Below are 23,261 nucleotides of genomic sequence, written 5' to 3' on the forward strand. Positions count from 1 at the left end.
CGCTTGTTGAGCGGTTAGATAGGATAAGGAAAATATAGTGTCATAGAAGTGGTACGGGGGTGTTTGGACGTGCCCCGCGTTACTTCTTATGTGATAATTGGTGTAGGACGTTCCGTCATCCCACATACGGAACGACACCGTGCGCGGGACGGTCCGCGCTACGCAAGAACACACTGAAAGGACACCGCTGCTATGAGCAACGTTCCCGCAGAACTCTCGTACACTTCTGAGCACGAGTGGGTTTCCGCTCTCACCGCCGAGGGCACCGTACGTGTTGGTATTACCGACCACGCTCAGGATGCACTGGGTGACGTCGTCTACGTCGACCTTCCCTCTGTCGGCGATTCTGTAGCTGCTGAGGATAGCTTCGGTGAGATTGAGTCCACCAAGTCTGTCTCTGATCTTTTCGCTCCCATTGCGGGCGAGATTGTCGCAGTGAACGAGGGCCTGGAGGATGACCCCGCACTGGTTAACTCCGATCCCTACGGCGAGGGCTGGATCATTGAGATTCGCCCCGAGAACGCTGATGACCTGGCTAACCTGCTGGATGCAGAGGCGTACAAGGCTGAGCTGGCTAAGCTCTAAGTCGATAGTCTAGCTCGATAGACTCTATAGCTCTGGCGTCCCTCGTGTTAAGAGGTACGTACTGATGAAACGGCGAGACCGATTGGTCTCGCCGTTTTTCTTTTAAAATGCACACAAACGCAAATAGTTGGGCGCATTTAAGGTTCGTCTTGAAGGTGTAGGAATTCACTAAAGGGGCTTGAAGGATGACTAAACCCCTAGTGGGAGCCTCTTTCAAGTTAAATGTGATGAAAACTTCAACTATCGCGAGAAGATAAAATTTTCCTCGTAAAGCAGTCCAATATGAGATATATGTGTTCGAAGTATTGGAATTTTGCTAAAATTGGTACTGTCTCTACTGATTAATGTTTGATTGTGTGGCTATTTTTGGGTTCAAAAAGCCCCTGAAAAGGGCGAACTAAATAGCAAAATGCCTTGTGAGGCTATAAGATTGTCTCGAAGGTTTGCGGTTTATCATTTCGTGATAAACAACTAAACTTATCTATCACACTCTCAACACTAAGCAAAGATGTTCGGCACGGAGCGAGACCCCCGACCGGGGGAACGAGCCACTCACTCAAATTTCGGCTCGTATCGACATCGTCTGAACAAGTACCCGAAAGACATAGATGACCTCACGCATCGATGAGAACCTCACTAACGCTGAGGTTCAACTAGAGGACGTGGAGAACGGCGGCTCTGACCGTAACCCGCGTGACGTTAAGAGCCGGACCATTGGTCAGGTTCTTAGCCAGCTTGACCTGGAGTTCCCCGGAATTAGTGCATCCAAGATCCGCTTCCTGGAGGAGCGCGGTCTCGTGCACCCCAGCCGTACCGAAACCGGTTACCGCAAGTACTCCCAGACGGATATTGAGCGCCTGCGCTACATCCTCACCATGCAGCGCGACCACTACATGCCGCTCAAGGTAATCCGTCAGCACCTGGAGGACATGGAAGCCGGTCGCGTACTGAACTCCATGCCTGCCACCGTAAGCGAAGACGTGCTAGACACCGTCCTTGGCCCGAACGAGCAGGAAGGTCGCACCTACACTCTCCGCGAGCTGGCAGAATACGCTAACACCACCCCCGAACTGATTCGCGAGCTGATTGACTTTGGACTGCTCGAAGACGGGTCGGATGTGGAGTACACCGATTACGATGTGCTGATTGCCCGCGTTAGTGCAGAACTGACCCAGCACGGCATTCAGCCTCGTCACCTGCGCGCATTCAAGTCAGCGGCAGACCGCGAAATTTCCCTCGTGGAAATTGCGGTGGCTCCGCTGGCATCACGCCGCGACGCAGCCTCTCAGGCTCAGGCGCAGGAACGAGCCGACAAGATCCGCAAGTTGTGCTTGCAGCTGCACGCAACTCTGGTCGAATCGGCGATGCCTACCTACGAGTAGGCGCACGAAGACGCAGACTACCGGACAGTCTGCCGCTCGTAAACCCTCAGCGGTTCTACCACACCCCAAACGGGGATTTCCCTCGGGAAACACCACTGACCACGGTGATTCCCTCTATAGTCCCTACCCCTTACCAACGGGTAGCGGCCTCTAGACTTGGACGAAGCCGACGCTGGCACGCTCGGAATTTCTACCCCTTCGTCCAACACGAAGAGCTTTCTCACCAGGGGGCTCCCGGCCTGCCAAGGCTGTTCACTCAACTCAGCTGTAAATGCGTACGGACTACCTATCCGTACGCATTTACTTTTTAAACTCCCCTGTGGGATGGATACCCAGAAAAAGCGAGGAGAATAGCGGGGGAGGAGCACCCCCACAGGGCGTTAAAGAGGTACGAATGAATCTGAAAAGATCATTCGCTTCGGTGGGTTCAATTTTAAGTAGAGCCCTCTATCAGTTAAAATAGATTGAACAACCGCGCCTATCGCGCATCGGTCGCACTATCGAATCGTGTTCTACGAACCGAATAGTCGAGCCAATGTGTAGTATTGAAAACCGCGCCGGAACCCAGTAGAGGAGCCACGCGAATCATAGACGCAGATTCTAGACCTCAACCCTAGAATCTCACCCCGAGAATCGGGTCTACACCGGAACGACATCGACCGCATTGATGGGGCGCGGTGAAGCACTTAAAAGGGTTTAACGAAAAGGAGGGACCGTGCTAGAGCAGCAGGTAGCCGAAAATGCAGGCGAGGTCGCAACCACGCACGCACCCCAGGGCTTTGATCAGCCCCTGGATGGCTTCGACACCCTCTTCCCCGTAGCACCGCCTCCGCGTGGTGAACAGGGCGTACTCTTCACCGACCCTGTCTCTGTCGTCGAGGAAAACCTCGGCTACCGCGGCGCCATCGCCTGCAAGGCAGCCGGCATCACCTACCGCCAGCTCGACTACTGGGCACGCACCGACCTGGTCGTACCCACCGTGCGTGGAGCCTCCGGATCCGGTACCCAGCGCCTCTATAGCTTCCGCGACGTGCTCGTGCTCAAGATTGTGAAGCGACTGCTCGACACCGGCGTGTCCCTGCAGCAGATCCGTACCTCCATCGAGCATCTGCGTACCCGCGGCATTGACGACCTGGCGAACATCACCCTCATGAGTGACGGCACCACCGTCTACGAATGCACCTCCCCGAGCGAGGTCATTGACCTGGTTCAGGCAGGTCAGGGCGTCTTCGGTATCGCGATTGGCCGCGTCTGGCGCGAAATCGAAATGAACCTCAACGGCCAGCCCGGCGAAGAGATGCACGAAAACTTCGAAGGCGACGAACTTGCCGCCCGCCGTGCCCGCCGCGCACAGGCATAAAACACAAAACGTGAATCAGCCCGCGCTCACTACCTATCGGGTAGCGAGCGCGGGCAGAACCTTTAAGCCTGAGAGAATATTCATTGCTCACTTGAGAAAAAACTCAAGATACACCCCTGTCAGACCCGGAAGAAAAGCGAAGATTCGCTAAAATAAAGGGGCATTACACCTCACTCATAAAAGGGACCTGCATGCCCCGCATCGTCAGTATCAGCAGCCTCAAAGGTGGCGTCGGCAAAACGTCCATCACTTTGGGGCTCGCGTCCGCAGCTTTACACAGCGGACTCTCCACACTCGTTATTGACCTCGACCCCCACGGCGACGCCAGCACCGGTCTGGCGGTGGATGAAACCATCCCCGACGTTGCCTCCCTGATTGCCAGCTCCAATGAGCGTGCCTTCGCGGAGGAAGCCGGTAGCTCCTCTTGGAACTCGCTCGTCGGCAAACCCACCCTGCTGACCAATAACCCCGTGACCACCGGTAGCGTGAAGGTGGCGCGCGGTTCGGCTCGTTCCACCCTCGTGGACCGGCAGGAAGCCGCGCCGTTCATCCGCCGATTCAAGCGCATGGTGGAGGCGGCTGCGGACGCCTACGACGTCATCCTGATCGACTGCCCGCCGTTCCTCGGAACCCTGTCTTCGATGGGCTGGGCGGTTAGTGAGCGCATCCTCTCGGTCGCTGAGCCTTCCCTTTTCTCTGTAGCGGGCACCGAACGAACCCTGCGCGCCATCGTGCGTTTTCAGCAGGAAAGCGGCATCAGCATTGACGGTGCGGGAGTAGTTATCAATAAGATGCGCCCCAACGATAGCGAACACCGCTACCGACGCGACGAAATGCGCTCCCTTTTCGGCGATCTTGTCGCAGAGCCGGTGCTCGCTGAAAGCCCCGTGCTGCAACGCGCCCAGGGTGCGGCGTACCCGATTCATTTTTGGCCCGACGAAGAATCGGTTGATCCCGCCATTGACTTCACCCGTCTGCTGGCTGGGCTTATGGCAGACATCTAATCGCTGACCTCTTAGCGCAGACATATACGCGTCACTAATCCGCGGGCTCGAATAGTTCTCAACGCTTGAGTGCGTCTTCTCAAAGAACCGCTGTGTTCTCAGCGCTGTGGTTCTTTGGGACGGCGCACCTTTCGCATATCCGTCAACATTGACACCAGATAGTGGGAATAGCCGGTAGCCTCCACGCGTTATAGTGGCAGTAACAGAAATAACCCCGCTATCGAGGGGCACGCTGGGAACGAGCCCAGCCTCAACATCATCAACGAGAGGACCACATGAGCATCGAGAACGTAGAACGCATTGACGGCGTAGCACAGTACGACCTCATCGTCATCGGCTCCGGATCCGGCAACACCCTCATCGGCCCCGAATGGGACGACAAGAAGGTCGCCCTCATCGACGGCGGTATCTTCGGCGGCACCTGCCTGAACGTTGGCTGCATCCCCACCAAAATGTACGTCTACCCGGCGACCATCGCGCAGAAGACCCGCGAGGTCAAGCACCTGGGCGTCGACGCACACGTAGACGCCGTGCACTGGGCGCAGATTCGTGACCGTATCTTTGCCTCCCGCATTGACCAGATTGTTGAAGGCGGCCGCAACTGGCGTGCCGGTCTGCCCAACGTCGACTTCTACGACCAGTACGCGCGCTTCGTCGGCTCCCACACCGTCGAGCTGACCGACGGCACCCGCCTGCAGGGCCGCCAGATTGTTGTTGCGGCAGGTTCACGCGCCGTGCTGCCTCCCGTACCCGGTATCGACTCCTCCAAGGTCTACACCAATGACAACGTCATGCGCATGGACGAGCTGCCCGCCCGTATGGTCGTCATCGGCGGCGGCGTGATTGCGGCAGAATTCTCCCACGTTTTCTCCGCATTCGGTACCGAAGTAACCCAGCTGAACCGCTCCTCCCGCCTGCTACGTGGCGTGGACGAAGAGGTCGTGGCACGCTTCGAAGAAGCCGCAAGCAAGCAGTGGAACATCGTCAAGGATGCGTCCCTCTCCGAAATCCGTGAGAACGCCGACGGCAGTGTGACCGTCGTAGCTAAGCACACTACCGAGAACGGTGAAGAACTGCTCGAAATCCCGGCAGACGCTGTGCTCGTGGCAACCGGTCGTCGCCCCAACACCGACACCCTCAACGCGAAGAACTACTTCGACGTGCAGGACGGCGGCCAGCTCAGCGTCGATAAGTACCAGCGCGTGCTCTACAACGGCGCGCCCGTACCCGGCGTCTACGCCCTCGGCGACGTGTCCAGCCGCTACCAGCTCAAGCACGTGGCAAACCACGAGGCACGCGTTGTGCAGCACAACCTCAGCCACCCCGAGGACCTGCGTGCCAGCGACCACCGCTACGTACCGGCTGCCGTCTTCAGCAACCCGCAGATTGCTGTGGTCGGCATGACCGAAGAGCAGGCGCGCCAGGCGGCTGAACGTGAAGGCTTTGAGATTACCGTCAAGGCACAGAACTTTGGCGACACCGCCTACGGCTGGGCAATGGAAGACAAGATTGGCCTGTGCAAGCTCATTGCCCGTAAGGACAACGGTGAGCTGCTCGGTGCACACCTGGTCGGTGAAGAGTCCTCCGTGCTCATCCAGCCGCTCCTGCAGGCAATGAGCTTCGGCATGGATGCGCGCACCCTCGCACGCGGCCAGTACTGGATTCACCCGGCACTGACCGAAATCGTTGAGAACGCGCTGCTCGGTCTGGAATTCAACGAGCCCGCCAACTAACGCCGGCTAGATAACGCCCGGAAGCCGAATGCTATGGGCGGTCAACATACACGAGCCAATATACGAGAGGAGGGGGTCGTACCACAGCGGTACGACCCCCTCCTCTCGTTTCGGTAGCTAGAGCCGGTTAGGCGTTGTCGCTTTCAGACTTCTTCTCAGCCTTCTTAGCTTCTGTCTTTTCAGCCGGAGCTTCAGCGGAAGAATCCTCAGCCTTCTCAGACTTATCGGACTTCTTAGCGTCGTCCTTAGCCTCAACCTTCTCTTCCTGAGGCTTCTGCATCATTTCGGCGGTCTGCTCACGCAGCTCCTCAAACTTCTCAGCCGCCTGCTCGCGCAGCTCGGCAAGACGCTCCGCCTGGTGGTCCGCATACTCGTGCAGACGCTCGGCAGCCTGCTCACGCAGTTCAGCGAACTTCTCAGACTGCTCCGCCGCGTACTCCTGCAGACGAGCCAAAGAATCCGACGTGCTATCAGAAACCTTGCCGTACATTTCGTCCACGTAGGAGGAGAAATCCTGCAGCACCTTCGCGCGGCGAATCTTGTGCGAGGGGGTCAGATAGCCGTCCTCCTCGGTCAGATCGCGGTTCATGATGCGGAACTCGCGGATACCCTCGGCGCGCGAGACCAGCTGATTCGCCTCGTCCACAATTCGCTGCACGGCGGCGCGTACCGCCGGATGCACGGCCGCCTCCGGGATGGACAGTGAGCGCGGCAGCCCCAGGTGCTCGAGCTGCTCGGGCAGGGTATCCGGATCCAGGGTCACGAGGGCCGCGATGAAGGGCTTCTCATCCCCCACCAGCATGGCCTGGGAGACCAGGGGAGAGGTACGCAGATGGTTCTCCGCAATGCCCGGAATGACGTTCTTGCCGCCGGCGGTGACGATGATTTCCTTCTTGCGTCCCACAATCTTCAGCAACCCGGCCTCGTCGAACTCGGCCAGGTCGCCGGTACGGAGCCAGCCGTCCTCGGTGAACGCCTGGGCGTCCTCCTCGGGGTTCTTGTAGTACCCCTTCATGACGCCCACACCGCGCACCAGTAGCTCGCCGTCCTCGGCGATGGTGCCCTCGGCACCTGGAAGAAGCGGGCCAATCCTACCGATCTGATACGGGGTGATACGCCCGGCCGCGATGGGAGCGCAGGTCTCAGTCAGGCCGTAGCCCTCGATGACCTGCACGCCCACCGCGTGGAAGAAGTGCGCGAGGCGCTCGCCCAGCGGGCCGCCTCCGGAGACCGCGTAGTGTAGCTGCCCGCCCAGAGCCGCACGCAGCTTGGAGTACACGAGACGGTCGTACAGGGCGTACTGCGCCGCGAGCTTGAAAGATACATGTCCGGTGACCTTCGCCTTCGACCAGGCAATCGCGATGTCCACCGAGCGGTCGAAAAGAGCTTTGTTGAGAGAACCGCCCTTCTCTGCCTTGGCCTTGGCCCCCTCATACACCTTCTCGAAGACTCGGGGGACCACCAGCAGCATGGTCGGCTTGAAGCTATCAAGGTCGGCCGCGAGGTTCTTAATGTTCGGGGAGTGGCCGATAACCACACCGGCGTCCAGGGCCAGCACCTGAATCAGGCGAGCCAGCACGTGGGCCAGCGGCAGGAAGAGAATCGACGAGTTGCGGGGGTTCGCAATTTCGCTTTCCACGAAGCGCGTGTTGGCGCTCAGGTTCAGGAAATTGCCGTGGGTGAGCGGGCAACCCTTGGGGCGGCCGGTCGTGCCGGAGGTGTACACAATGGTCGCGAGGTCGTCACAACCGGCTGCGGAACGTACCTGCTCCAGCCGCTCATCGCTTACCTCGGAGGCGCGAGTGCTCAGGGTATCGAGGTCACCGTTCTCAATGACCCAGCGGTGCTTCAACTGCATGGGCTCCTGGGTCGTGGAGGCGAATTCCTCAGCCTCCGCGATGCGCGCCAGAAGCTTCTCATCCTCAACGAAGATGGCGGTAGCCTCCGAGTGGGCGAGCGCCCACGCCGCCTGTGCGGGTGCGTTGGTCTCGTACACCGGCACGGAGATGGCGCCCGCGTACCAAATCGCGAAGTCAATGACGGTCCACTCGAAGCGGGTGCGGCTCATAATGCCCACACGGTCACCCGGGCGGATGCCCGCAGCAATCATGCCCTTAGCTAGGTCGGTTACCATCTGGTGGAACTGCTGGGCGCGAATCGGCTGCCAGTTACCCGGAGACATCTGGCGACGGTACAGCACCGGGTTGGAGCTGTCGGCTCGGTGACGCTCAACAATGCTTGTCAGGTTCAGTGAGGGGTCGACAAGAACCTCAGCGGGAGTGGAGAAGACTTTCATAATGCGCCTTTCGAATCAGGGCGTAAGCTCGGGCGGTCCGGGCCGCGGGCTGTCCTCGAATGCTCGAGGTGCCGTGATGGCTTTCTGGTTGTTCTGCTCGCCGCGGCGGGTGATGCATTCGCCGGTGTGCAGCGGGCGGAACTGTCAGAATTTAGTGGTTTAGGGATGCGACAAAAGCTTGAACAGTAGAGAAAAGATACTCGGCGTCGTAGTCGAGCGTTGCCACATGGTAGCTGCGGGTCAGCCACCTAAATTCTACAGGAACTGAACAATGTTCGAGAAAATATTTATGGGAGCTATCCGACACAGTATGATCGCCCAGTGAACGCAAATACAGAACCGGCGACTTCAACTGCGGGATCAGAGCACGAGTCTCAGCACCCAAAAGATGTAGCTGATGCACCGCTGCCGTTGGAACGATAGAATACGCGCCCTCGCTCACACCCGGAACCGCAATATCAGACCCGATCGCCTTGAGCACCGGCAGAACCTTCGACACCTTACCGGCGTGACGCATCATCGGGTTCACATCCACCATGTAGGGGTTGATGAGTACCGTACCCGCCACCGGCAGGCGCGCCGACAGATGGGTCGCCACCGTGCCGCCCATCGACATACCAACGACCACCACACGCAGACCCTGATCGGCTAGGCGACGGTACCCCTGCTCGGCAGAAGCTAGCCACTGCTCATAGGTGCTATCGCGCAAATCTTTCCAATGAGTACCGTGACCGGTCAGCAACGGCATCTCCACCGCATACCCGAGCTCCATAAAATGCTGAGCCAACGGGCGCATGCTATGCGGTGAACCCGTAAAACCGTGCACCAGCAAAATACCCACAGAATGCTGCGCCGGGTCAGGACTAAAAGAAACGGGGGAGTGATCGAACGCTTCCTGGTCGCCCTCGAGGCGACGCGCCAGGGAGTCCTTAACATTTTGGGTCGCTAGAAGCCTGCGCTCGCGAGCCTTGCGGCGCATCCGCTTGAGCGGCTCCAACGAGTTATCAAAAATGCTCATGGTCCTCCTTAGCCAACCTGCGCGAATATGAACGCAGGTGCAGGCTCTATAGCGTACCCCGACCGGCTACCGCGGGCACAGCGCCGATGCTGGTATATCGCCTCCAGCGCACCCAATACACCGGTGCGCAGAAAAATCGTTCTCTTTTCTTTAATTATCGCGCGTTCTCTCGCGCCTCTCCAGACACGCTAGAATTGAGCCGGGAACATTCAGAGAGGAGACCCCATGCCTAACGCCGCCCTCTATTCAACGCTCAAGATTCTTGGCTCCCCCCTGCTGCAGGGACTGTACCACCATGACGTGGTGGGCCTTGAGAATCTGCCCGAGGGTCCCTACATTGTCGCAAGCAACCACCTGGCGTTCTGTGACTCCATTTTCATTCCTCTCGCCATGCCTCGCACCGTGAACTTCCTCGCCAAGAGCGACTACTTCACCACCCCCGGCGTGAAGGGCCGTGCCATGGCGGCGTTCTTCCGCGGCGTCGGCCAGCTTCCCATGGACCGCTCCGGCGGCCAGAAGAGCCAGGAATCCCTCAATGCCGGCGCGCAGGTCCTCAAGGACGGCGGCATCATCGGCATCTATCCCGAAGGCACCCGTAGCCCCGACGGACGCGGCTACCGCCCCAAGGTCGGTGTCGCCCGCCTCGCAGTTGAAGCAGGCGTGCCCGTAGTGCCCGTCGGACAGATCGGTACCGACCTGATTCAGCCCTCCGGCTCGAACCGTATCCGTCTGCGCCATGACGGCAAGCCCATCCAGGTGCGTACCATTATCGGCAAGCCCCTCACCTTCGAGGAATACACCGACGGCTCAGACCTGAGCCACCGCGTTCAGCGTGAAATCGCCGACCGTATTGGCTCCGAGATCCGTGCCCTCAGCGGCCAGGAATACGTGGACGTGTACGCCGACCGCGTCAAGAAGCTCATGGCTGATAAAAACATGAGCGCTGATGAGGCGGTCGCACACCTGCAACGCTAAACGTTGAGACAACACCCTGAGACAGCACCCCGGGTGCACACATACGACAGATACACACATGCGCCAGAGGGCGGGATGCGGTACGCGCCGCATCCCGCCCTTTCGTATGCCGTTCTGTCAGGGCGCTTTTCACCCCTCGTATCGCCGACACCGGGTGGCGCCATCTAAACATGTGAGATGTACCTGACTGCAGGGTTAGGTGTTGAAGCAAGCAAGAGTACAATTAGGTCTATTCAGCCTGAAGAATCGCAAGCCAGCACGCCGCACACGGCGCGCCGAGCACCCGAAACGCGGCTGAATCAGAAAACGCACAAGACCATCCCGATGGAGTGAAGATGAGCAATCAAAACCTCAACACCTCGCAGGCCACCGACCACGGCCTAGACACCTGGCGTCAGCTGCACATTGACCAGCAGCCCACCTGGAGCGAGCACGAAGATTTTGAGAGCACTATCGCCGAGCTGAACTCGGTACCGCCGCTCGTCTTCGCCGGTGAGGTCGACGCCATGCGCCAGGCACTCGGTGAGGTTGCTGAAGGCCGCGCATTCCTGTTGCAGGGCGGCGACTGCGCAGAAACCTTCGCTGGTGCAACCGCCGACAAGATTTCCGGCCGCGTCAAGACCATCCTGCAGATGTCTGCTGTGCTCACCTACGGTGCCTCCATGCCCGTGGTGAAGATGGGCCGCATGGCGGGTCAGTTCTCCAAGCCGCGCTCCGCAGACATGGAAACCCGCGGCGACGTCACCCTGCCCTCCTTCCGCGGCGAGACCGTCAACGGTTTCGACTTCACCCCCGAAGCCCGCGTACACGACCCCAAGCGTATGCTGCGCGGCTACCACACCAGCGCATCCACCCTGAACCTGGTGCGTGCCTTCACCAAGGGCGGCTTCGCAGACCTGCGCGCCGTGCACCAGTGGAACCGCGGCTTCACCTCCAACCCCGCGCATGAGCGCTACGAGAAGACCGCCAACGAAATTGGCCGCGCCCTCAAGTTCATGGAAGCATGCGGCGTGAACTTCGAAGCACTCAAGACCACCGACATGTACGTCGGCCACGAAGCCCTGGTCATGGACTACGAGCGTGCCCTCACCCGCATCGACTCGCGCACCCAGCTGCCCTACGACACCTCCGCACACTTCCTGTGGATTGGCGAGCGCACCCGCGGCGTCGACGATGCACACGTAGACTTCCTCTCCAAGGTGCGCAACCCCATCGGCGTGAAGCTGGGCCCGACCACCACGGCAGAGGATGCACTCGCACTGATCGACAAGCTCGACCCGAACCGCGAGCCCGGCCGCCTGACCTTCATCACCCGCATGGGTGCGAAGAATATCCGCGAGAAGCTGCCCGCAATCGTTGAGGGTGTGCAGGCTGAAGGCGCGAAGGTCGTCTGGGTTACCGACCCGATGCACGGCAACACTATCTCCGTGCCCTCCGGCTACAAGACCCGCCGCTTCGACGACGTGCTCGACGAGGTTCGCGGCTTCTTCGAAGTACACGAGGCACTGGGCTCGTTCCCCGGCGGTATCCACGTGGAAATGACCGGCGACGACGTGACCGAATGCCTGGGCGGCTCCGACGCCATCGACGAGGCAGCACTGGCTGACCGCTACGAGTCCCTGTGCGACCCGCGTCTGAACCACTCGCAGTCCCTGGAAATCGCGTTCCTGGTCTCCGAGTACCTTAAGAACCGCGCATAAAACGCTCACGCTTTTCGTCGCGATAAGTGGCGGGGAGTAGCAGACACGACAATGCCCGGGTCTTCACCTGACAAAGATGAAGACCCGGGCATTGTGCTGTGCGGCAGAAGAACGGCTCAGCAAAAGAGCGGTGCGGCAGGCGCTAGAAGGTCAGGAACGCCTCAATATTGCGCCACCACTGCGACTGCACCAGCGAGGTCGCAAGCCACCAACCGGTAAAGCTCGAACCCATACCCAACAGAATCAGCACCAGAGCCCAACCGCCCACAGCCATACCGGAGGGCGGAGTCCTAAACTGCTTGGTGGGTAGGCGAGGATCCTTCTGCGCAGACTGCTCGGAATCATCAGAAGTACCCGCAGACTCCTCCGCCTCAGATGCGCTCGCCGAGCCCTTAGCCTTCGAACGGCGCGAACCCGAGGGGCTCAACGAACGCTCGGCATGAATCGGTGCGTACTCGCCGTGAGCTGAGATAAACTCCTGCTCTGTCTGCGGGCCAATACCAACGGACTGAGTGAGCGGGCCCTTCGCAGCTGCGGCGCGGCGGCCCATGAACGAGCCCAGGCCGCGCTTGCCGGATTTGCCCTTTGCGCCGTCCGGCTCATCCTCAGAGTCGTCAGCATCGGAGGCGGAACTTACCAGCGGCGGAATGCCCTGGCGGTTCAGCACGGAGTCCTCAGCGTCAACGTCGGCAAGGTGCACGCCCTGCCCCGCAGCCGATGCATCATAGACGAGACTGTCAGGGGAGTACACATCGTACGCCAGCAGATCGCGGGCATCGCTAAAAGCACTAATCGGGGTGTTACGCACCATCTGCGCGGCACCGCTACGCTCCGCAATATCGGCAACAGCCTCCCAGAGGGGAAGCTCCGGCTCCGGGCACGAGGGGGCACGCCAAGCGCGCTCGGACTCACCCAGCGACTCAGAAATCTCCAGCAGAGCCGTAAACAGCTCGGTCGCATCCTCCGGGCGGGCATGAGGCTGCTTGCGGGTACACCACGAAATCAGCCCCGCAATATCGCGGTCCGCACCCGGGGCAACATCGGTCAGCGCGGGCATCTCAATGTTGGCGTTGTGGTAGAGCACCTGCTGGTCATTCTCCAGACCCACAAAGGGCAGACGACCTGAAAGCATGCGGTACATCATCACGCCGAGCGCAAAAATATCAGCCTGCGCGCCAACCTTCACCTTCGGGTCCAGGACCTCCGGCGCAACGTAAGCGGGGGTACCCATGGGGGCGCCCGCATCCACCTGATCATCACGGCGGGAAAGGCCGAAGTCCGTGAGCTTCACCTGACCGTTAGCGTCCAGCAGAATATTGCCCGGCTTAATATCGCCGTGCAGGTAGCGGTTCGCGTGCACCTCCGAGAGCGCCTCCACCACCGGAATGAGAATATCCAGAGCCTCACCCAGGGACAGGGCATTACGCACACGCAACAGCTGGCTCAGGGTGCAACCGTGCACATACTCCAAGACGATGTACATGACCATCTCGCCCGAAAAATATTCGGTACCCGAAGAAATCACACCCACCGTATGCCCGCCGCCGCCCACCTGGCGCATCGAACGCTCTTCACGGTGGAATTTCTGGCGGTTCGCCGCATCCTTCGCCAGGGTGGGGGAGAGGACCTTGAGCGCGACCGGGTTATTCGACCACAGGTCCAGCGCATAATAGACCTCGCTCATGCCGCCGCGGCCAATGAGCGAACCCACCTGGTAATGACCCTCAATAATGGCGCCACTGAGCCACTGCGAAGAACCGATAGCGGTATCCGGGGCAGCGGGGCGAGTGGCGGGAGGAACAGAAGTATTTGCAGAAGAACGAGGGGTCACAGGAGAAATCCGGCGTGGGCTGGGAGTATTCATACGTCTCAACATTTTAGCCCGCCCACCTGGGCAGAAGCGATACTAGAGGGCGCCGGGCAGGTGAACACTCAGCGAATTCTTACAAAGTGCCGGTGGACCCGACTCCAACGCAAGAACAACGGGCAAAGTACAAGAACGAAAGAACCCGGGAGGGGCAGCGAACCTGCGGCGGGTCAAAAGTGGTAAATACGTGCCAGCTCTGGCACTCTTAAAAGGTGACTAACGAAAATATTGCTCAGACCTTCGCCCTCGTTGGCGATTGGGTAACCATCCCCGAAATTGCGCAGGCACTCGACCTGAAGGTGACCCGCGTTCACAACCTGATTTCTGACGGTACGCTCATCGCTCTGCGCGACCCGGAAACCAACGTGCGCAAGGTACCCGCACTGTTCATGAACGGTTCGCGTGTGCTCGAATCCCTCAAGGGCACCCTCGCTGTCCTGAAGGATTCCGGCTTCAGCGATGAAGAAGCTATCGTGTGGCTGTACACCAGCGACGAGTCCCTGCCCGGTCGTCCCATCGACGCACTGATTGACGGTCGTAAGACTGAGATCCGTCGCCGTGCGCAGGCACTGGCTTGGTAATCTGGCTCGGTAATAGCGGCTCAGAACTATAGCTAAATACGTTGAGGCGGCATACTTCGGTATGCCGCCTCAACTTGTTTAACGTTTATATGTGCTGGACCTCTACGCCTTGCGACGCAGTGCACGGCCCACGATATCGGTCAGCGCCGCATGCGCCAGCTCGTCCAGGTTCATCGCCTCCAGCGCCTCAAACACAGCCTGAGACTTCTGTTCAATCAGCTGCTCATGCTTGGCGAAAGCGCCCGAAGAAACCATCAGCTCGCGGATGCGCTCCACCTGCTCATCGCTCAGCTCGGGATCGCCCAAGCTATTGTGCAGAAGCGCTGCGTCCTGCTCGTCGAGGGCTGCGGAGGTGAGCGCCACCAGCACGGTACGCTTACCCTCACGCAGGTCATCGCCAGCGGGCTTACCGGTCACCTCGGGCTGGCCGAAGACGCCCAGCTCGTCATCACGCAGCTGGAAGCCCTCACCCAGCGGCAGGCCGAACGCACGGTAACCGGCAAGTACCGGGTGCTGCTCGCTCACGGCACATGCACCGCTCTCCAGCGCGGCAGCCTGCAGAGCCAGAGCGCCACCAATCGTGAAGGGGTGCTCGCACGAGTACTTGGCGGACTTGAAACGAATCACGTTCAGGGCACGCTGCAGAGCCGCCTGAGCGTCCTCGGTTTCGAGAACCTCGGAGTAGACGTCCAGGTACTGACCCGCCAGAACCTCGGTGCGCATCCGGTCAAAAATAGTGCGCGCAGGGGCGCCATAGATTGCTCCCTCACCCAGGGACGCAAAAACCTCGGCAGACCACGCCAGGGTCAGATCGCCAGCAAGAATGCCGCCGGTCAGACCGTAGTTGAAAGCATCACCGCGCCAACTATTCTGCTCGTGCGCCGCCTCGAAACGCTTGTGCACGGAGGGAGCGCCGCGGCGGGTATCGGAGCGGTCGATAATATCGTCGTGAATCAGTGCGGAGGTCTGGAACAGCTCTACCGCCATGCCGGCCTTCACAATGGACCAGGATGCGCGGTTCTCGGTTACGGGAGCGCCGCCCGCACCGCGCCAGCCCCAGTAGCTCAGCAGGGCACGCAGGCGCTTGCCGCCGGTGGAGAGGGACTCAATAGCCTCAAGTAGGGGTAGAGTTTCGGCAGAAATACCCTCGAGTAGCTCGCGCTGGCGGGCAAAAAACTCAGCCATGAGAGTGTCAAAAGCGTGCAGGTAGGCTCGCTGCTCTTCAGCAATACGCTCAGCGAGGTGCGCAGAATCCGCCGGGATATTCGGCGCCGCTACGGTGAGGCTCTCGGTCGCCTGGGGAGTGTGTGCTCCGGAAGGAGAAGGGGGAGTCATACTATCCTCGCTGATGGTCGCTGTGTACGGTCCTGATGCGGTGCGGTGTGCACTTCTTCTAGCTTAGTGGAGAAAAGCCCAAGAGAACGCATTTGCGAACACGTTTACGGTAAGTTGCCTCTATTTTTCGTAGAAATGTGCTATATTTTCGGTAGGTAGGCGTAGAAGCTATGAGAGGAGGCGACATGGGGCAGGCACGAACCAGCAAGAACAGCGGCTCAAGGAACGGCCGCGTCATTATGCACCTGGACATGGACGCCTTCTTCGTCAACGTCGAACTCCTCGAAAACCCTGCTCTGCGCGGCGAACCCATTATCGTGGCGCCCCTGGGCCCCCGCTCGGTCGTCTGCTCCGCCTCCTACGAGGCACGCGCTCACGGAGTGCACTCCGGCATGCCGCTCAGTCGCGCCCGAAACCTCAGCCCCAACGCGACTGTCCTGCCGCTGCGCGGCGACTACCGGCACTACTCCCGCGCCGTCATGGCGATCCTGAACGACCTGAGCCCTTACGTTGAACAGGTCAGCGTGGATGAAGCCTTCGTGGACCTAACCGGCGCTTATCTGCACGGCCAAGACCCCGTCGCCCTGGCGCAGAGCGCTCGCGACCGCATCGCGCAGGAACTCTCCCTGCCCTCTTCCGCGGGGGTTGCGCCCAATAAACTACTCGCCAAAATGGCGTCCACCGGTAGCAAGCCGAACGGGCTGTGGGTTATTCCGCCCGAGCGCGTTCAAGAATTTCTTGACCCGAGAAAAGTCTCCGACTTGTGGGGAGTGGGTGCGAAAAGCACCGAGCAGCTCTCCCGATACGGTATTCACACCATTGCCCAGATGAGGTCCATGAGCCTGGACTGGCTCAAAGAACGCTTCGGCACTGCCCAGGGTGAGCATCTCTGGGCCATGGCGCGCGGCATTGACGAACGCCCCGTGGTGACCGAACGCGAAGAGAAAAGCATGGGTGGCGAGCACACCTTCGAGACGGATACGACCGATGCCCAGGAGGTGAGCGCCGCTATTCGGGAGCTGAGCCTCAAATTGGGAAAGCGCCTGCGCGCCGCCGGGAAACTTGCCGGAGGGCTCAGCCTCAAAATCCGCTACAGCACCTTCGAAACGCACACCCGCGCTATTGCCCTGAACGTGCCCGTAGACTCCGGCATGCAGATTGCCTCCCTGGCATTGGAAGCCCTGCGCGCAGATGAAATCTTGGTGGGGCAGGCGGCGCCCCGCGCCCTGCGACTCATCGGAGTGCGCGCCGAAAAGCTCGCCCGCGCAGAAGACGGAGTGCAACAAACTCTCTTCGACTCCATCGAGAGCGGGGCAAACTCACGCTCCGCACAAACTGGCTCTGCAAAAACTGCCTCCGCACAAACCGTCTCCGTACAATGGGGCGGCGGGGGAGCTGGTAATAGTCCGCAGAACGGTACTCGCACAGGGGCTGGTATTTACTCGGGGTCTGGTATTCACTTGGGATCTGGCGCGCGCCTCGTGAAAAGCGGCAGATGGTCCGAGGTGGAGCACGTCATGGACGCGATTCACCGTAAGTACTCACAGGAAAGCCTCAAGCCAGCCTCCGGAGTTACCGCGCCCGAGAAGAGCATTGACGAAAAGAGGTCATAAAGAGCTTCTGTCCGAAAAAAGGATGCGCCAACCCCACCCCGCGCGGTACGATGGGAAACATACGACCGGAAACATACAGCGGGAAGAAGCGCTCACCGCGCCAGCTGATGCACTAGCTAACCCGGCTGATACCGACGTCATCTTGAGCAGAGACACCTCAAAGGAGAAAACGATGGCACTGTCCGAGCGCGAACAGAAGGTTCTGGACCAGCTTGAAGAACTCATGAGCAATGAGGATCCGCACTTTGCCTCCTCCATGTCTTCAACCGGCAATACTGCGCCGGTTTTTAGTGCTCGCCATTTGGCTCTCGGTATTCTCTTCGTTCTCATCGGCCTGGGCATCATTATTGGCGCGGTCGCATCTAACATGATTTGGCTGGGCGTATTCGGCTTCCTCTTCGCGGCCGGTGGCGTGTACTTCGCAACCACCAGCAAGAAGACCCCGGTGGATTCCTTCCTCGGCGGTAAGGCAGAAGGCGCAGCCCGTGTGCGTCAGCGCGAGCAGAAGGATCAGTCTTCCTTCATGAACCGCCTGGAGAACCGCTGGGACGAGCGTAATAACGGCCAGCTCTAAAGCATTTAGGGTGCAGAAGCTTCGCGGCTTAGCTCATAGAGCTGACCCCCGATGCGAACATCTCAAAACTCAAGACTGATTAAGCGGAGGTAAGAATTCTCTTACCTCCGCTTTCTTGTGCCCATTTTCTGCACTCAGTTCCCGGTGCCGGGTGTTGTGCCCCGAACGGTGAACAGACCCGAACCGTGAACAGACCTGAGCCCCCTCGAAGCAGGCAATCTGAGGGTTGCACACTGAGCGGGAATACGCCCGAAGCTGTGTAGAAGCTGTGCGGCAGCGTTAAAAATGCAGAAGAGAGCATAAAAACACTAAAAGATACTCTGCCGGGTGGGGTAGGTGGTGGAAAGTGGGGTAAAGTGGAGGGGAAAGCTGAAAGTCAGTCCTATCGCCGTGCCCTCAAACAAACGGCGGAGGCGCCGGCCCGGCACACCCCGCCACCGGCACCTGCAGGATTGTGGAGCAACCCCGCTCCCGCAGACTTCAGCACATCGGCACACGTCAGGGGCACACATCGGGGAGGTGAAGTGAATGTTCTTAGGTACCTACTCACCACGAATGGATGCCAAAGGACGCATCATCCTTCCCGCCAAATTCCGTGAGGAACTCTCAGCAGGCCTCGTTCTGACCCGCGGTCAAGAACGATGCCTGTACGTTTTCCCCGCCGCAGAATTTGAACGCATCCACGAACGGATGCGCACCGCGCCCCTGCCGGGACGAGCCGCCCGAGACTTCCTGCGAGTCTTCCTCTCAGGAGCCTCAGACGAACTGCCCGACAAGCAGGGACGCATCACCATCCCGCCGATACTGCGCCAATACGCAGGACTGACCGACAACCTCGTCGTCATCGGATCCGGAACCCGCGCAGAAATCTGGGATGCCGCCGCCTGGGAGGAATACCTCGCCCGCACCGAAGCTGAATTCGCCTCCCTCGACGAGGACCCGTTCAGCCCGCTACTCTAGCCAGTTTTGCTGGTGTAGCGGCGCCCGCCCGGCATCTCTCTATCACCACCGCACCACTCTTCCGTAAGCTTTCCCGCAGGACAAACTCTCACAGGAGCACCCATGAGCGTAGACCACGCCCCCGAAACCGGTACGACCGCATCCGGCTCTGCCGCTAAGGTGACCGGCGCATCCATTGAGAACCTCTCCCAGCGTGAAGCCAGCGAACGTCACGTGCCCGTCATGCTGGACCGCTGTATTAACCTGCTGGCACCCGGCATTGAACGCGCCGTCGAGGAGCGCGGCACCGCCTACGTTATTGATGGCACCCTCGGTATGGGCGGTCACTCCGAGGCGCTGCTTGAACGCTTCGAAAACCTTGTGCTGATCGGTATTGACCGCGACCTGCAGGCGCACGCCATCGCCGGTGAACGCCTGGCGCGCTTCGGTGACCGCTTCGTACCCGTGCACGCCGTCTACGATGAAATTGACCGCGCCATGGAAACCGCCGGCGTGCAGGGAATTGATGGCATCCTGATGGACCTGGGTGTCTCCTCCATGCAGTTGGACGAACGCACCCGCGGCTTCGCCTACTCCTACGACGCGCCCCTGGACATGCGCATGAATTCCGAGGATGAGCTCACCGCCCGCATCGTCGTCAACGAATATAGCGAAGACCAGCTGCGCCGCATTATCCGCAATTGGGGCGAAGAGAAGTTCGCGTCGCGTATCGCCCGCGCTATCTGCACCGCCCGAGCCAACGCGCCGCTGGAAACCACCGGTGAGCTCGTGCGCATTATCCAGAAGGCTGTGCCCGTCGCCGCGCAGCGTACCGGCGGCCACCCCGCCAAGCGCACCTTCCAAGCGTTGCGTATCGAAGTGAACCACGAACTTGAAGCCCTCGAACGCGCCGTACCGGCAGCCCTGGAGGCGCTCAACCTCGGCGGCCGATTCGTCGCCATGAGCTACCACAGCCTCGAAGACAAAATCGTCAAGAGGGCACTGACCGCAGAGGCAACCTCCAAAGCACCCAAGGGCTTCCCGGTAGAGCTTGAAGAACACAAGCCCACCGTAAAAATCATTACCCGCGGCGCCGAACCGCCTACCGACGAGGAAATCGAACAGAACTCCCGCGCCGCCAGCGCCAAGCTGCGCGCCGCCGAGAAGATCCGCATCCCCGCCAAGTAGAAGACAGAAAGCGAAGAAGAGTGAGCACCCAGCACGCATCCCCGCGCCCCACCCGCACCCAGGGCGCCCCGCGGAGTCGACGCGCCGGTTCCTCGCGTCCTGCCGCCGGCACCCCCGGCGCCGTTGGCTCTACCCGTGCATCCTCTACTGGTGGTTCTACTGGGGCGAGCCGCGCCTCCACCCGAGCTCACTCCGGTCGCACCCGTACCGCGCGTCTGGAGCCGGTCACCGCCTCCCAGCCGGTGGTCCGCCCCGTCAGCACCGCCGCATCTCACGGCGGTAAGCGCACCTCAACGAACGCGAGCCGTGTGCCCTCGAGCGTCCGTGCAGCAGCACGCACCGAAGAGACCCGAGAAGAGAAGCCTAAGCAGCGTAACCCGCTGTCCACTGTGCGCCGCCGAGCCCGTAAGCTCAGCCCGCCCACCATGCTCGCTGTTTTTGCGGCAATTCCGCTGACCCTGATTTTTATTCTGCTGCTCAACGTACTGATCGTGACCCGCCAGTACGACATGGTGGATTTGCGCGCGCAGGAGCAGCAGCTTGTGCAAGAAAATCAGGCGCTGCAGCAGGAGATTGGCTTCAAGGAAGCCCCGCAGGATTTGGCGATTCGAGCAAGTACCCTGGGCATGTTTGTGAGCTCTTCGCAGGCGACCCTGAACTTGCAGTCCTCCACGATTGAGGGCACCCCCGCCCCGGCTGCAAGCCCCACCGGTATTGAAGGATCCAAGCAGGAGAACCTGATTTCGCCGCCGGCAGCGGGTTCGGAAGAAAGCTACGCCAAGGGCATTGTGGATGCTGACAAGTCTGTTCAGCAGCGACACAGCCAGGCGAGCGCTACGGCAAAGGCATCTGCAAGCGCCTCGGCAAGCCCCGCGCAGCAGGCTAACCCCGCCCAGCAGGCCAACCCCGCTCAGCAGGCCAACCCCGCACCGGCGAATAGCGCCCCTGCTAGCCCGGTTGCTTCCGCCGCACCGAGCGCCGCTCAGCAGCCCGCAGCTAGCCCCGCGGCAAGCCAGCCCGCACGATAAACAATATTGACCACAGGATGCGTAGCATCACCGATAGACTAGACCAGCGAAAGGACCACCGCATGAGCTCCGACGCGCGTAAGAACGCGAACGAATCGGCATCCGGTCAGCCGGATCTGACCCGCCGTGGCTTCGTCGCAGGCGCCGCAGCCACCTGCGCTCTGGGCGTTATCGGTGCGAATCTGTTTATCCGCCAGGGCTTTGATCCCGGTGCGGTGGCGAATGCGTCCCGTCAGAAGCGTTTGCGCTCCCAGGTGCTGCCTGCTGTGCGCGGTCAGATTCTCGATATCAACGGCAACGTCATGGCGCGTACTGTGCAGCGTTATAACCTGACTGCTGACCAGAGCGCCGTGGCGACCTTCAAACGCTACAACGAGGATCGCACCCAGAAGGTTGAGGTCACCCCCAACCAGCTGGTGTACGAGATGGTCGATATTCTCAAGACCGTTGACCCGGGCATTACCGACGAGTTCATCAAGTCCAAGCTGGACGGCACCTCAAAGTACTCGGTGATCAAAGCAAATATCACCCCGGAAATTTTCAATAAGATTGATGCCCTGGGTGCGCCCTTCATCTACGGTGAGGCGTTCTCTCAGCGCCTGTACCCCAACGGTAGTGTGGGCGGTTCCGTGGTCGGTAAGTACAACATTGTTGAAGAGGCAGACGGCAACGGTACGGGCGGTACGGTGTCCCGTAACTACTCCGTGGGCATTGAGCGTGTCTTTGAGAAGGAGCTTGCCGGTACCCCCGGTGAGCGCACCTACGAGATTAGCGCTGATGGCGTGCGTATCCCCGTAGCGAAGGAAGAGCAGCGCCTGGCGGTGGACGGTAAGAATATTCGCCTAACCATTAACCGTGATGTGCAGTATTTTGCGCAGCAGGTGGTGCGTGCCCGCGCCGAGGAGCTGAAAGCTGAATGGTGTACCGCCATTGTTATGGATGTGCGTGACGGCTCCATTTTGGCTCTTGCTGATTCCTCCACGATGGACCCGGGCGCGGCAACCATTGAGGACGCGGCGGACATGACCCCGCGCGCTATTTCGCAGAGCGTGGAGCCCGGTTCGACCGAGAAGATGCTAACTGCTTCGGCGCTGATTGAGCAGGGCCTGACCACCCCGACGAGCGTGTATGACGTGCCCGCGACCCTCACGATTGACGGCCAGACTTTCAAGGATGCGTTTGAGCACGGGGCGCAGCGGCGTACTTTCTCGGGCATTATTCATGACTCGATGAACACCGGTACGGTGCTGGTCGGTCAGAAGCTCAGCAAGGAAGAGCGCTACAACTGGTTGAAGAAGTACGGCGTCGGCGAGTTTACCGGCATTGAGCTGACCGGTGAGGAGCAGGGTATAATCGCTGATTGGCGTGATTGGGATGGCCGTCAGCAGTACACTGTGCTGTTCGGTCAGGGTGTTGCGCAGACTCCGCTGCAGACCGCCATGATTTTCCAGGCGCTGGGCAATAAGGGCGTTCGTCTGAAGCCGCGCATTGTGGACGCGATCATTGACGCCGACGGTACCGAACATAAGCGTGCCGTAGAGCCTGGCGAACGCATGGTCAGCGAGGAGACTGCCGCTTCCTGCCTGACTCTCATGGAGAATGTGGTGGAGCAAGGCCACGCCCGTCCGGCGAAGGTGACCGGCTACCGCGTGGGCGGTAAGACCGGTACTGCGGAAACTCCGAGTGAGAAGGGCGGCTACGACGGCAACACGACGTCCTTTATTGGTGTGGCGCCGATTGAGAACCCGCAGTTCTTGGTGGCGGTGACCATGCAGCGTCCTGAGGGTAGCGTGGGTGCGAACGGTACGACGGCTGAGTTCTCCAAGATTATGGAGAAGACCCTGCACACCTATAATGTGCCGCGTTCTACCGGTGAACCGGAGTTGATTCCGCTTTTTGCTGAGGATAGCCCCAATAAGACGAGCTAAAGGCGAGCGGGGGAGAGGTTCCCGGTAGCTGATTCGTGATGAAGAAGCCCCGGGACTGAACACCTGTCGAAGCCTAAAGCCCGTAGAATATTGAATGACCCTGTGTGCCTTGAGCGCATTGACCATACAGAGCTCACCGCTTCGGACAGCGGAGA

Annotated in this window: 18 protein-coding genes; 14 read left to right on the forward strand and 4 right to left on the reverse strand. The window is 60.0% G+C overall.

Going from position 1 to position 23,261, the window contains the following annotated elements; translation table 11 throughout:
- Positions 1-192: 192 nt before the first annotated feature.
- From gcvH to HMPREF2919_RS08605, 5 genes are all read left to right on the forward strand, one after another.
- Positions 193-585 (forward strand): glycine cleavage system protein GcvH, encoded by a 393-nt coding sequence (gene gcvH, locus HMPREF2919_RS08585; RefSeq protein ID WP_005507722.1) that lies wholly within the window; start codon positions 193-195, stop codon positions 583-585.
- A gap of 608 nt (positions 586-1,193) precedes the next feature.
- Positions 1,194-1,967: a transcriptional regulator FtsR gene (locus HMPREF2919_RS08590; protein WP_049337539.1), complete on the forward strand. Its 774-nt coding sequence runs from the start codon at positions 1,194-1,196 to the stop codon at positions 1,965-1,967.
- A gap of 715 nt (positions 1,968-2,682) precedes the next feature.
- Positions 2,683-3,327 carry a MerR family transcriptional regulator gene (locus HMPREF2919_RS08595; protein ID WP_070667228.1) on the forward strand — a complete coding sequence of 215 codons (645 nt, stop codon included), beginning with the start codon at positions 2,683-2,685 and terminating at the stop codon, positions 3,325-3,327.
- Positions 3,328-3,518: 191 nt separating this feature from the next.
- Positions 3,519-4,331 (forward strand): ParA family protein, encoded by an 813-nt coding sequence (locus HMPREF2919_RS08600; RefSeq protein ID WP_049340760.1) that lies wholly within the window; start codon positions 3,519-3,521, stop codon positions 4,329-4,331.
- Between the two features lie 275 nt (positions 4,332-4,606).
- Positions 4,607-6,064 carry a mycothione reductase gene (locus HMPREF2919_RS08605; protein ID WP_049340759.1) on the forward strand — a complete coding sequence of 486 codons (1,458 nt, stop codon included), beginning with the start codon at positions 4,607-4,609 and terminating at the stop codon, positions 6,062-6,064.
- Positions 6,065-6,191: 127 nt separating this feature from the next.
- Here HMPREF2919_RS08605 and HMPREF2919_RS08610 read toward each other — a convergent pair whose 3' ends face one another.
- Together HMPREF2919_RS08610 and HMPREF2919_RS08615 are read right to left on the reverse strand one after the other, a co-directional pair.
- On the reverse strand, positions 6,192-8,360 hold the full coding sequence (locus HMPREF2919_RS08610; protein ID WP_049340757.1) for an AMP-dependent synthetase/ligase: 2,169 nt from the start codon (positions 8,358-8,360) through the stop codon (positions 6,192-6,194).
- 151 nt (positions 8,361-8,511) lie between these two features.
- Positions 8,512-9,378 carry an alpha/beta hydrolase gene (locus HMPREF2919_RS08615; RefSeq protein ID WP_049340755.1) on the reverse strand — a complete coding sequence of 289 codons (867 nt, stop codon included), beginning with the start codon at positions 9,376-9,378 and terminating at the stop codon, positions 8,512-8,514.
- Positions 9,379-9,603: 225 nt separating this feature from the next.
- Between HMPREF2919_RS08615 and HMPREF2919_RS08620 the strand changes: the two genes are divergently transcribed.
- Both HMPREF2919_RS08620 and HMPREF2919_RS08625 read left to right on the forward strand, forming a co-directional pair.
- Positions 9,604-10,353, forward strand: a complete 750-nt coding sequence (locus HMPREF2919_RS08620; RefSeq protein WP_070506767.1) for a lysophospholipid acyltransferase family protein — start codon at positions 9,604-9,606, stop codon at positions 10,351-10,353.
- A gap of 335 nt (positions 10,354-10,688) precedes the next feature.
- Positions 10,689-12,053: a class II 3-deoxy-7-phosphoheptulonate synthase gene (locus HMPREF2919_RS08625; RefSeq protein WP_070667230.1), complete on the forward strand. Its 1,365-nt coding sequence runs from the start codon at positions 10,689-10,691 to the stop codon at positions 12,051-12,053.
- Positions 12,054-12,195: 142 nt separating this feature from the next.
- Here the strand turns inward: HMPREF2919_RS08625 and HMPREF2919_RS08630 are convergent, their stop codons facing one another.
- Entirely contained in the window at positions 12,196-13,884 is a 1,689-nt protein-coding gene (locus HMPREF2919_RS08630) for a serine/threonine protein kinase (RefSeq protein ID WP_246824078.1), read from the reverse strand.
- Between the two features lie 248 nt (positions 13,885-14,132).
- On the opposite strand from HMPREF2919_RS08630, the gene HMPREF2919_RS08635 reads away from it, so the two are divergent.
- Positions 14,133-14,501, forward strand: coding sequence for an Rv2175c family DNA-binding protein (locus HMPREF2919_RS08635; protein WP_005506572.1), 369 nt, complete (start codon positions 14,133-14,135; stop codon positions 14,499-14,501).
- A 102-nt stretch (positions 14,502-14,603) separates the two neighbouring features.
- Here HMPREF2919_RS08635 and HMPREF2919_RS08640 read toward each other — a convergent pair whose 3' ends face one another.
- Complete coding sequence (locus HMPREF2919_RS08640) at positions 14,604-15,836, reverse strand: polyprenyl synthetase family protein (protein WP_049359876.1); 1,233 nt, start codon at positions 15,834-15,836, stop codon at positions 14,604-14,606.
- A gap of 185 nt (positions 15,837-16,021) precedes the next feature.
- On the opposite strand from HMPREF2919_RS08640, the gene dinB reads away from it, so the two are divergent.
- The 6 genes from dinB (at position 16,022) to HMPREF2919_RS08670 (ending at position 23,106) form a co-directional block, all read left to right on the forward strand.
- Positions 16,022-17,449 (forward strand): DNA polymerase IV, encoded by a 1,428-nt coding sequence (gene dinB / locus HMPREF2919_RS08645; protein ID WP_070635138.1) that lies wholly within the window; start codon positions 16,022-16,024, stop codon positions 17,447-17,449.
- Positions 17,450-17,621: 172 nt separating this feature from the next.
- Positions 17,622-18,023 carry a DUF3040 domain-containing protein gene (locus HMPREF2919_RS08650; RefSeq protein WP_049350360.1) on the forward strand — a complete coding sequence of 134 codons (402 nt, stop codon included), beginning with the start codon at positions 17,622-17,624 and terminating at the stop codon, positions 18,021-18,023.
- A gap of 528 nt (positions 18,024-18,551) precedes the next feature.
- The gene (gene mraZ / locus HMPREF2919_RS08655; RefSeq protein ID WP_005507741.1) at positions 18,552-18,983 is read left to right on the forward strand and encodes a division/cell wall cluster transcriptional repressor MraZ; all 432 of its coding nucleotides are present in this window, start codon (positions 18,552-18,554) and stop codon (positions 18,981-18,983) included.
- A 102-nt stretch (positions 18,984-19,085) separates the two neighbouring features.
- Entirely contained in the window at positions 19,086-20,150 is a 1,065-nt protein-coding gene (gene rsmH, locus HMPREF2919_RS08660) for a 16S rRNA (cytosine(1402)-N(4))-methyltransferase RsmH (RefSeq protein WP_070600421.1), read from the forward strand.
- Positions 20,151-20,170: 20 nt separating this feature from the next.
- The gene (locus tag HMPREF2919_RS08665; RefSeq protein ID WP_070667234.1) at positions 20,171-21,178 is read left to right on the forward strand and encodes a cell division protein FtsL; all 1,008 of its coding nucleotides are present in this window, start codon (positions 20,171-20,173) and stop codon (positions 21,176-21,178) included.
- A gap of 62 nt (positions 21,179-21,240) precedes the next feature.
- Positions 21,241-23,106, forward strand: coding sequence for a peptidoglycan D,D-transpeptidase FtsI family protein (locus HMPREF2919_RS08670; RefSeq protein ID WP_049345236.1), 1,866 nt, complete (start codon positions 21,241-21,243; stop codon positions 23,104-23,106).
- Positions 23,107-23,261: the final 155 nt, after the last annotated feature.

Source organism: Rothia sp. HMSC068E02 (genome assembly GCF_001813565.1).
Lineage (GTDB): Bacteria > Actinomycetota > Actinomycetes > Actinomycetales > Micrococcaceae > Rothia.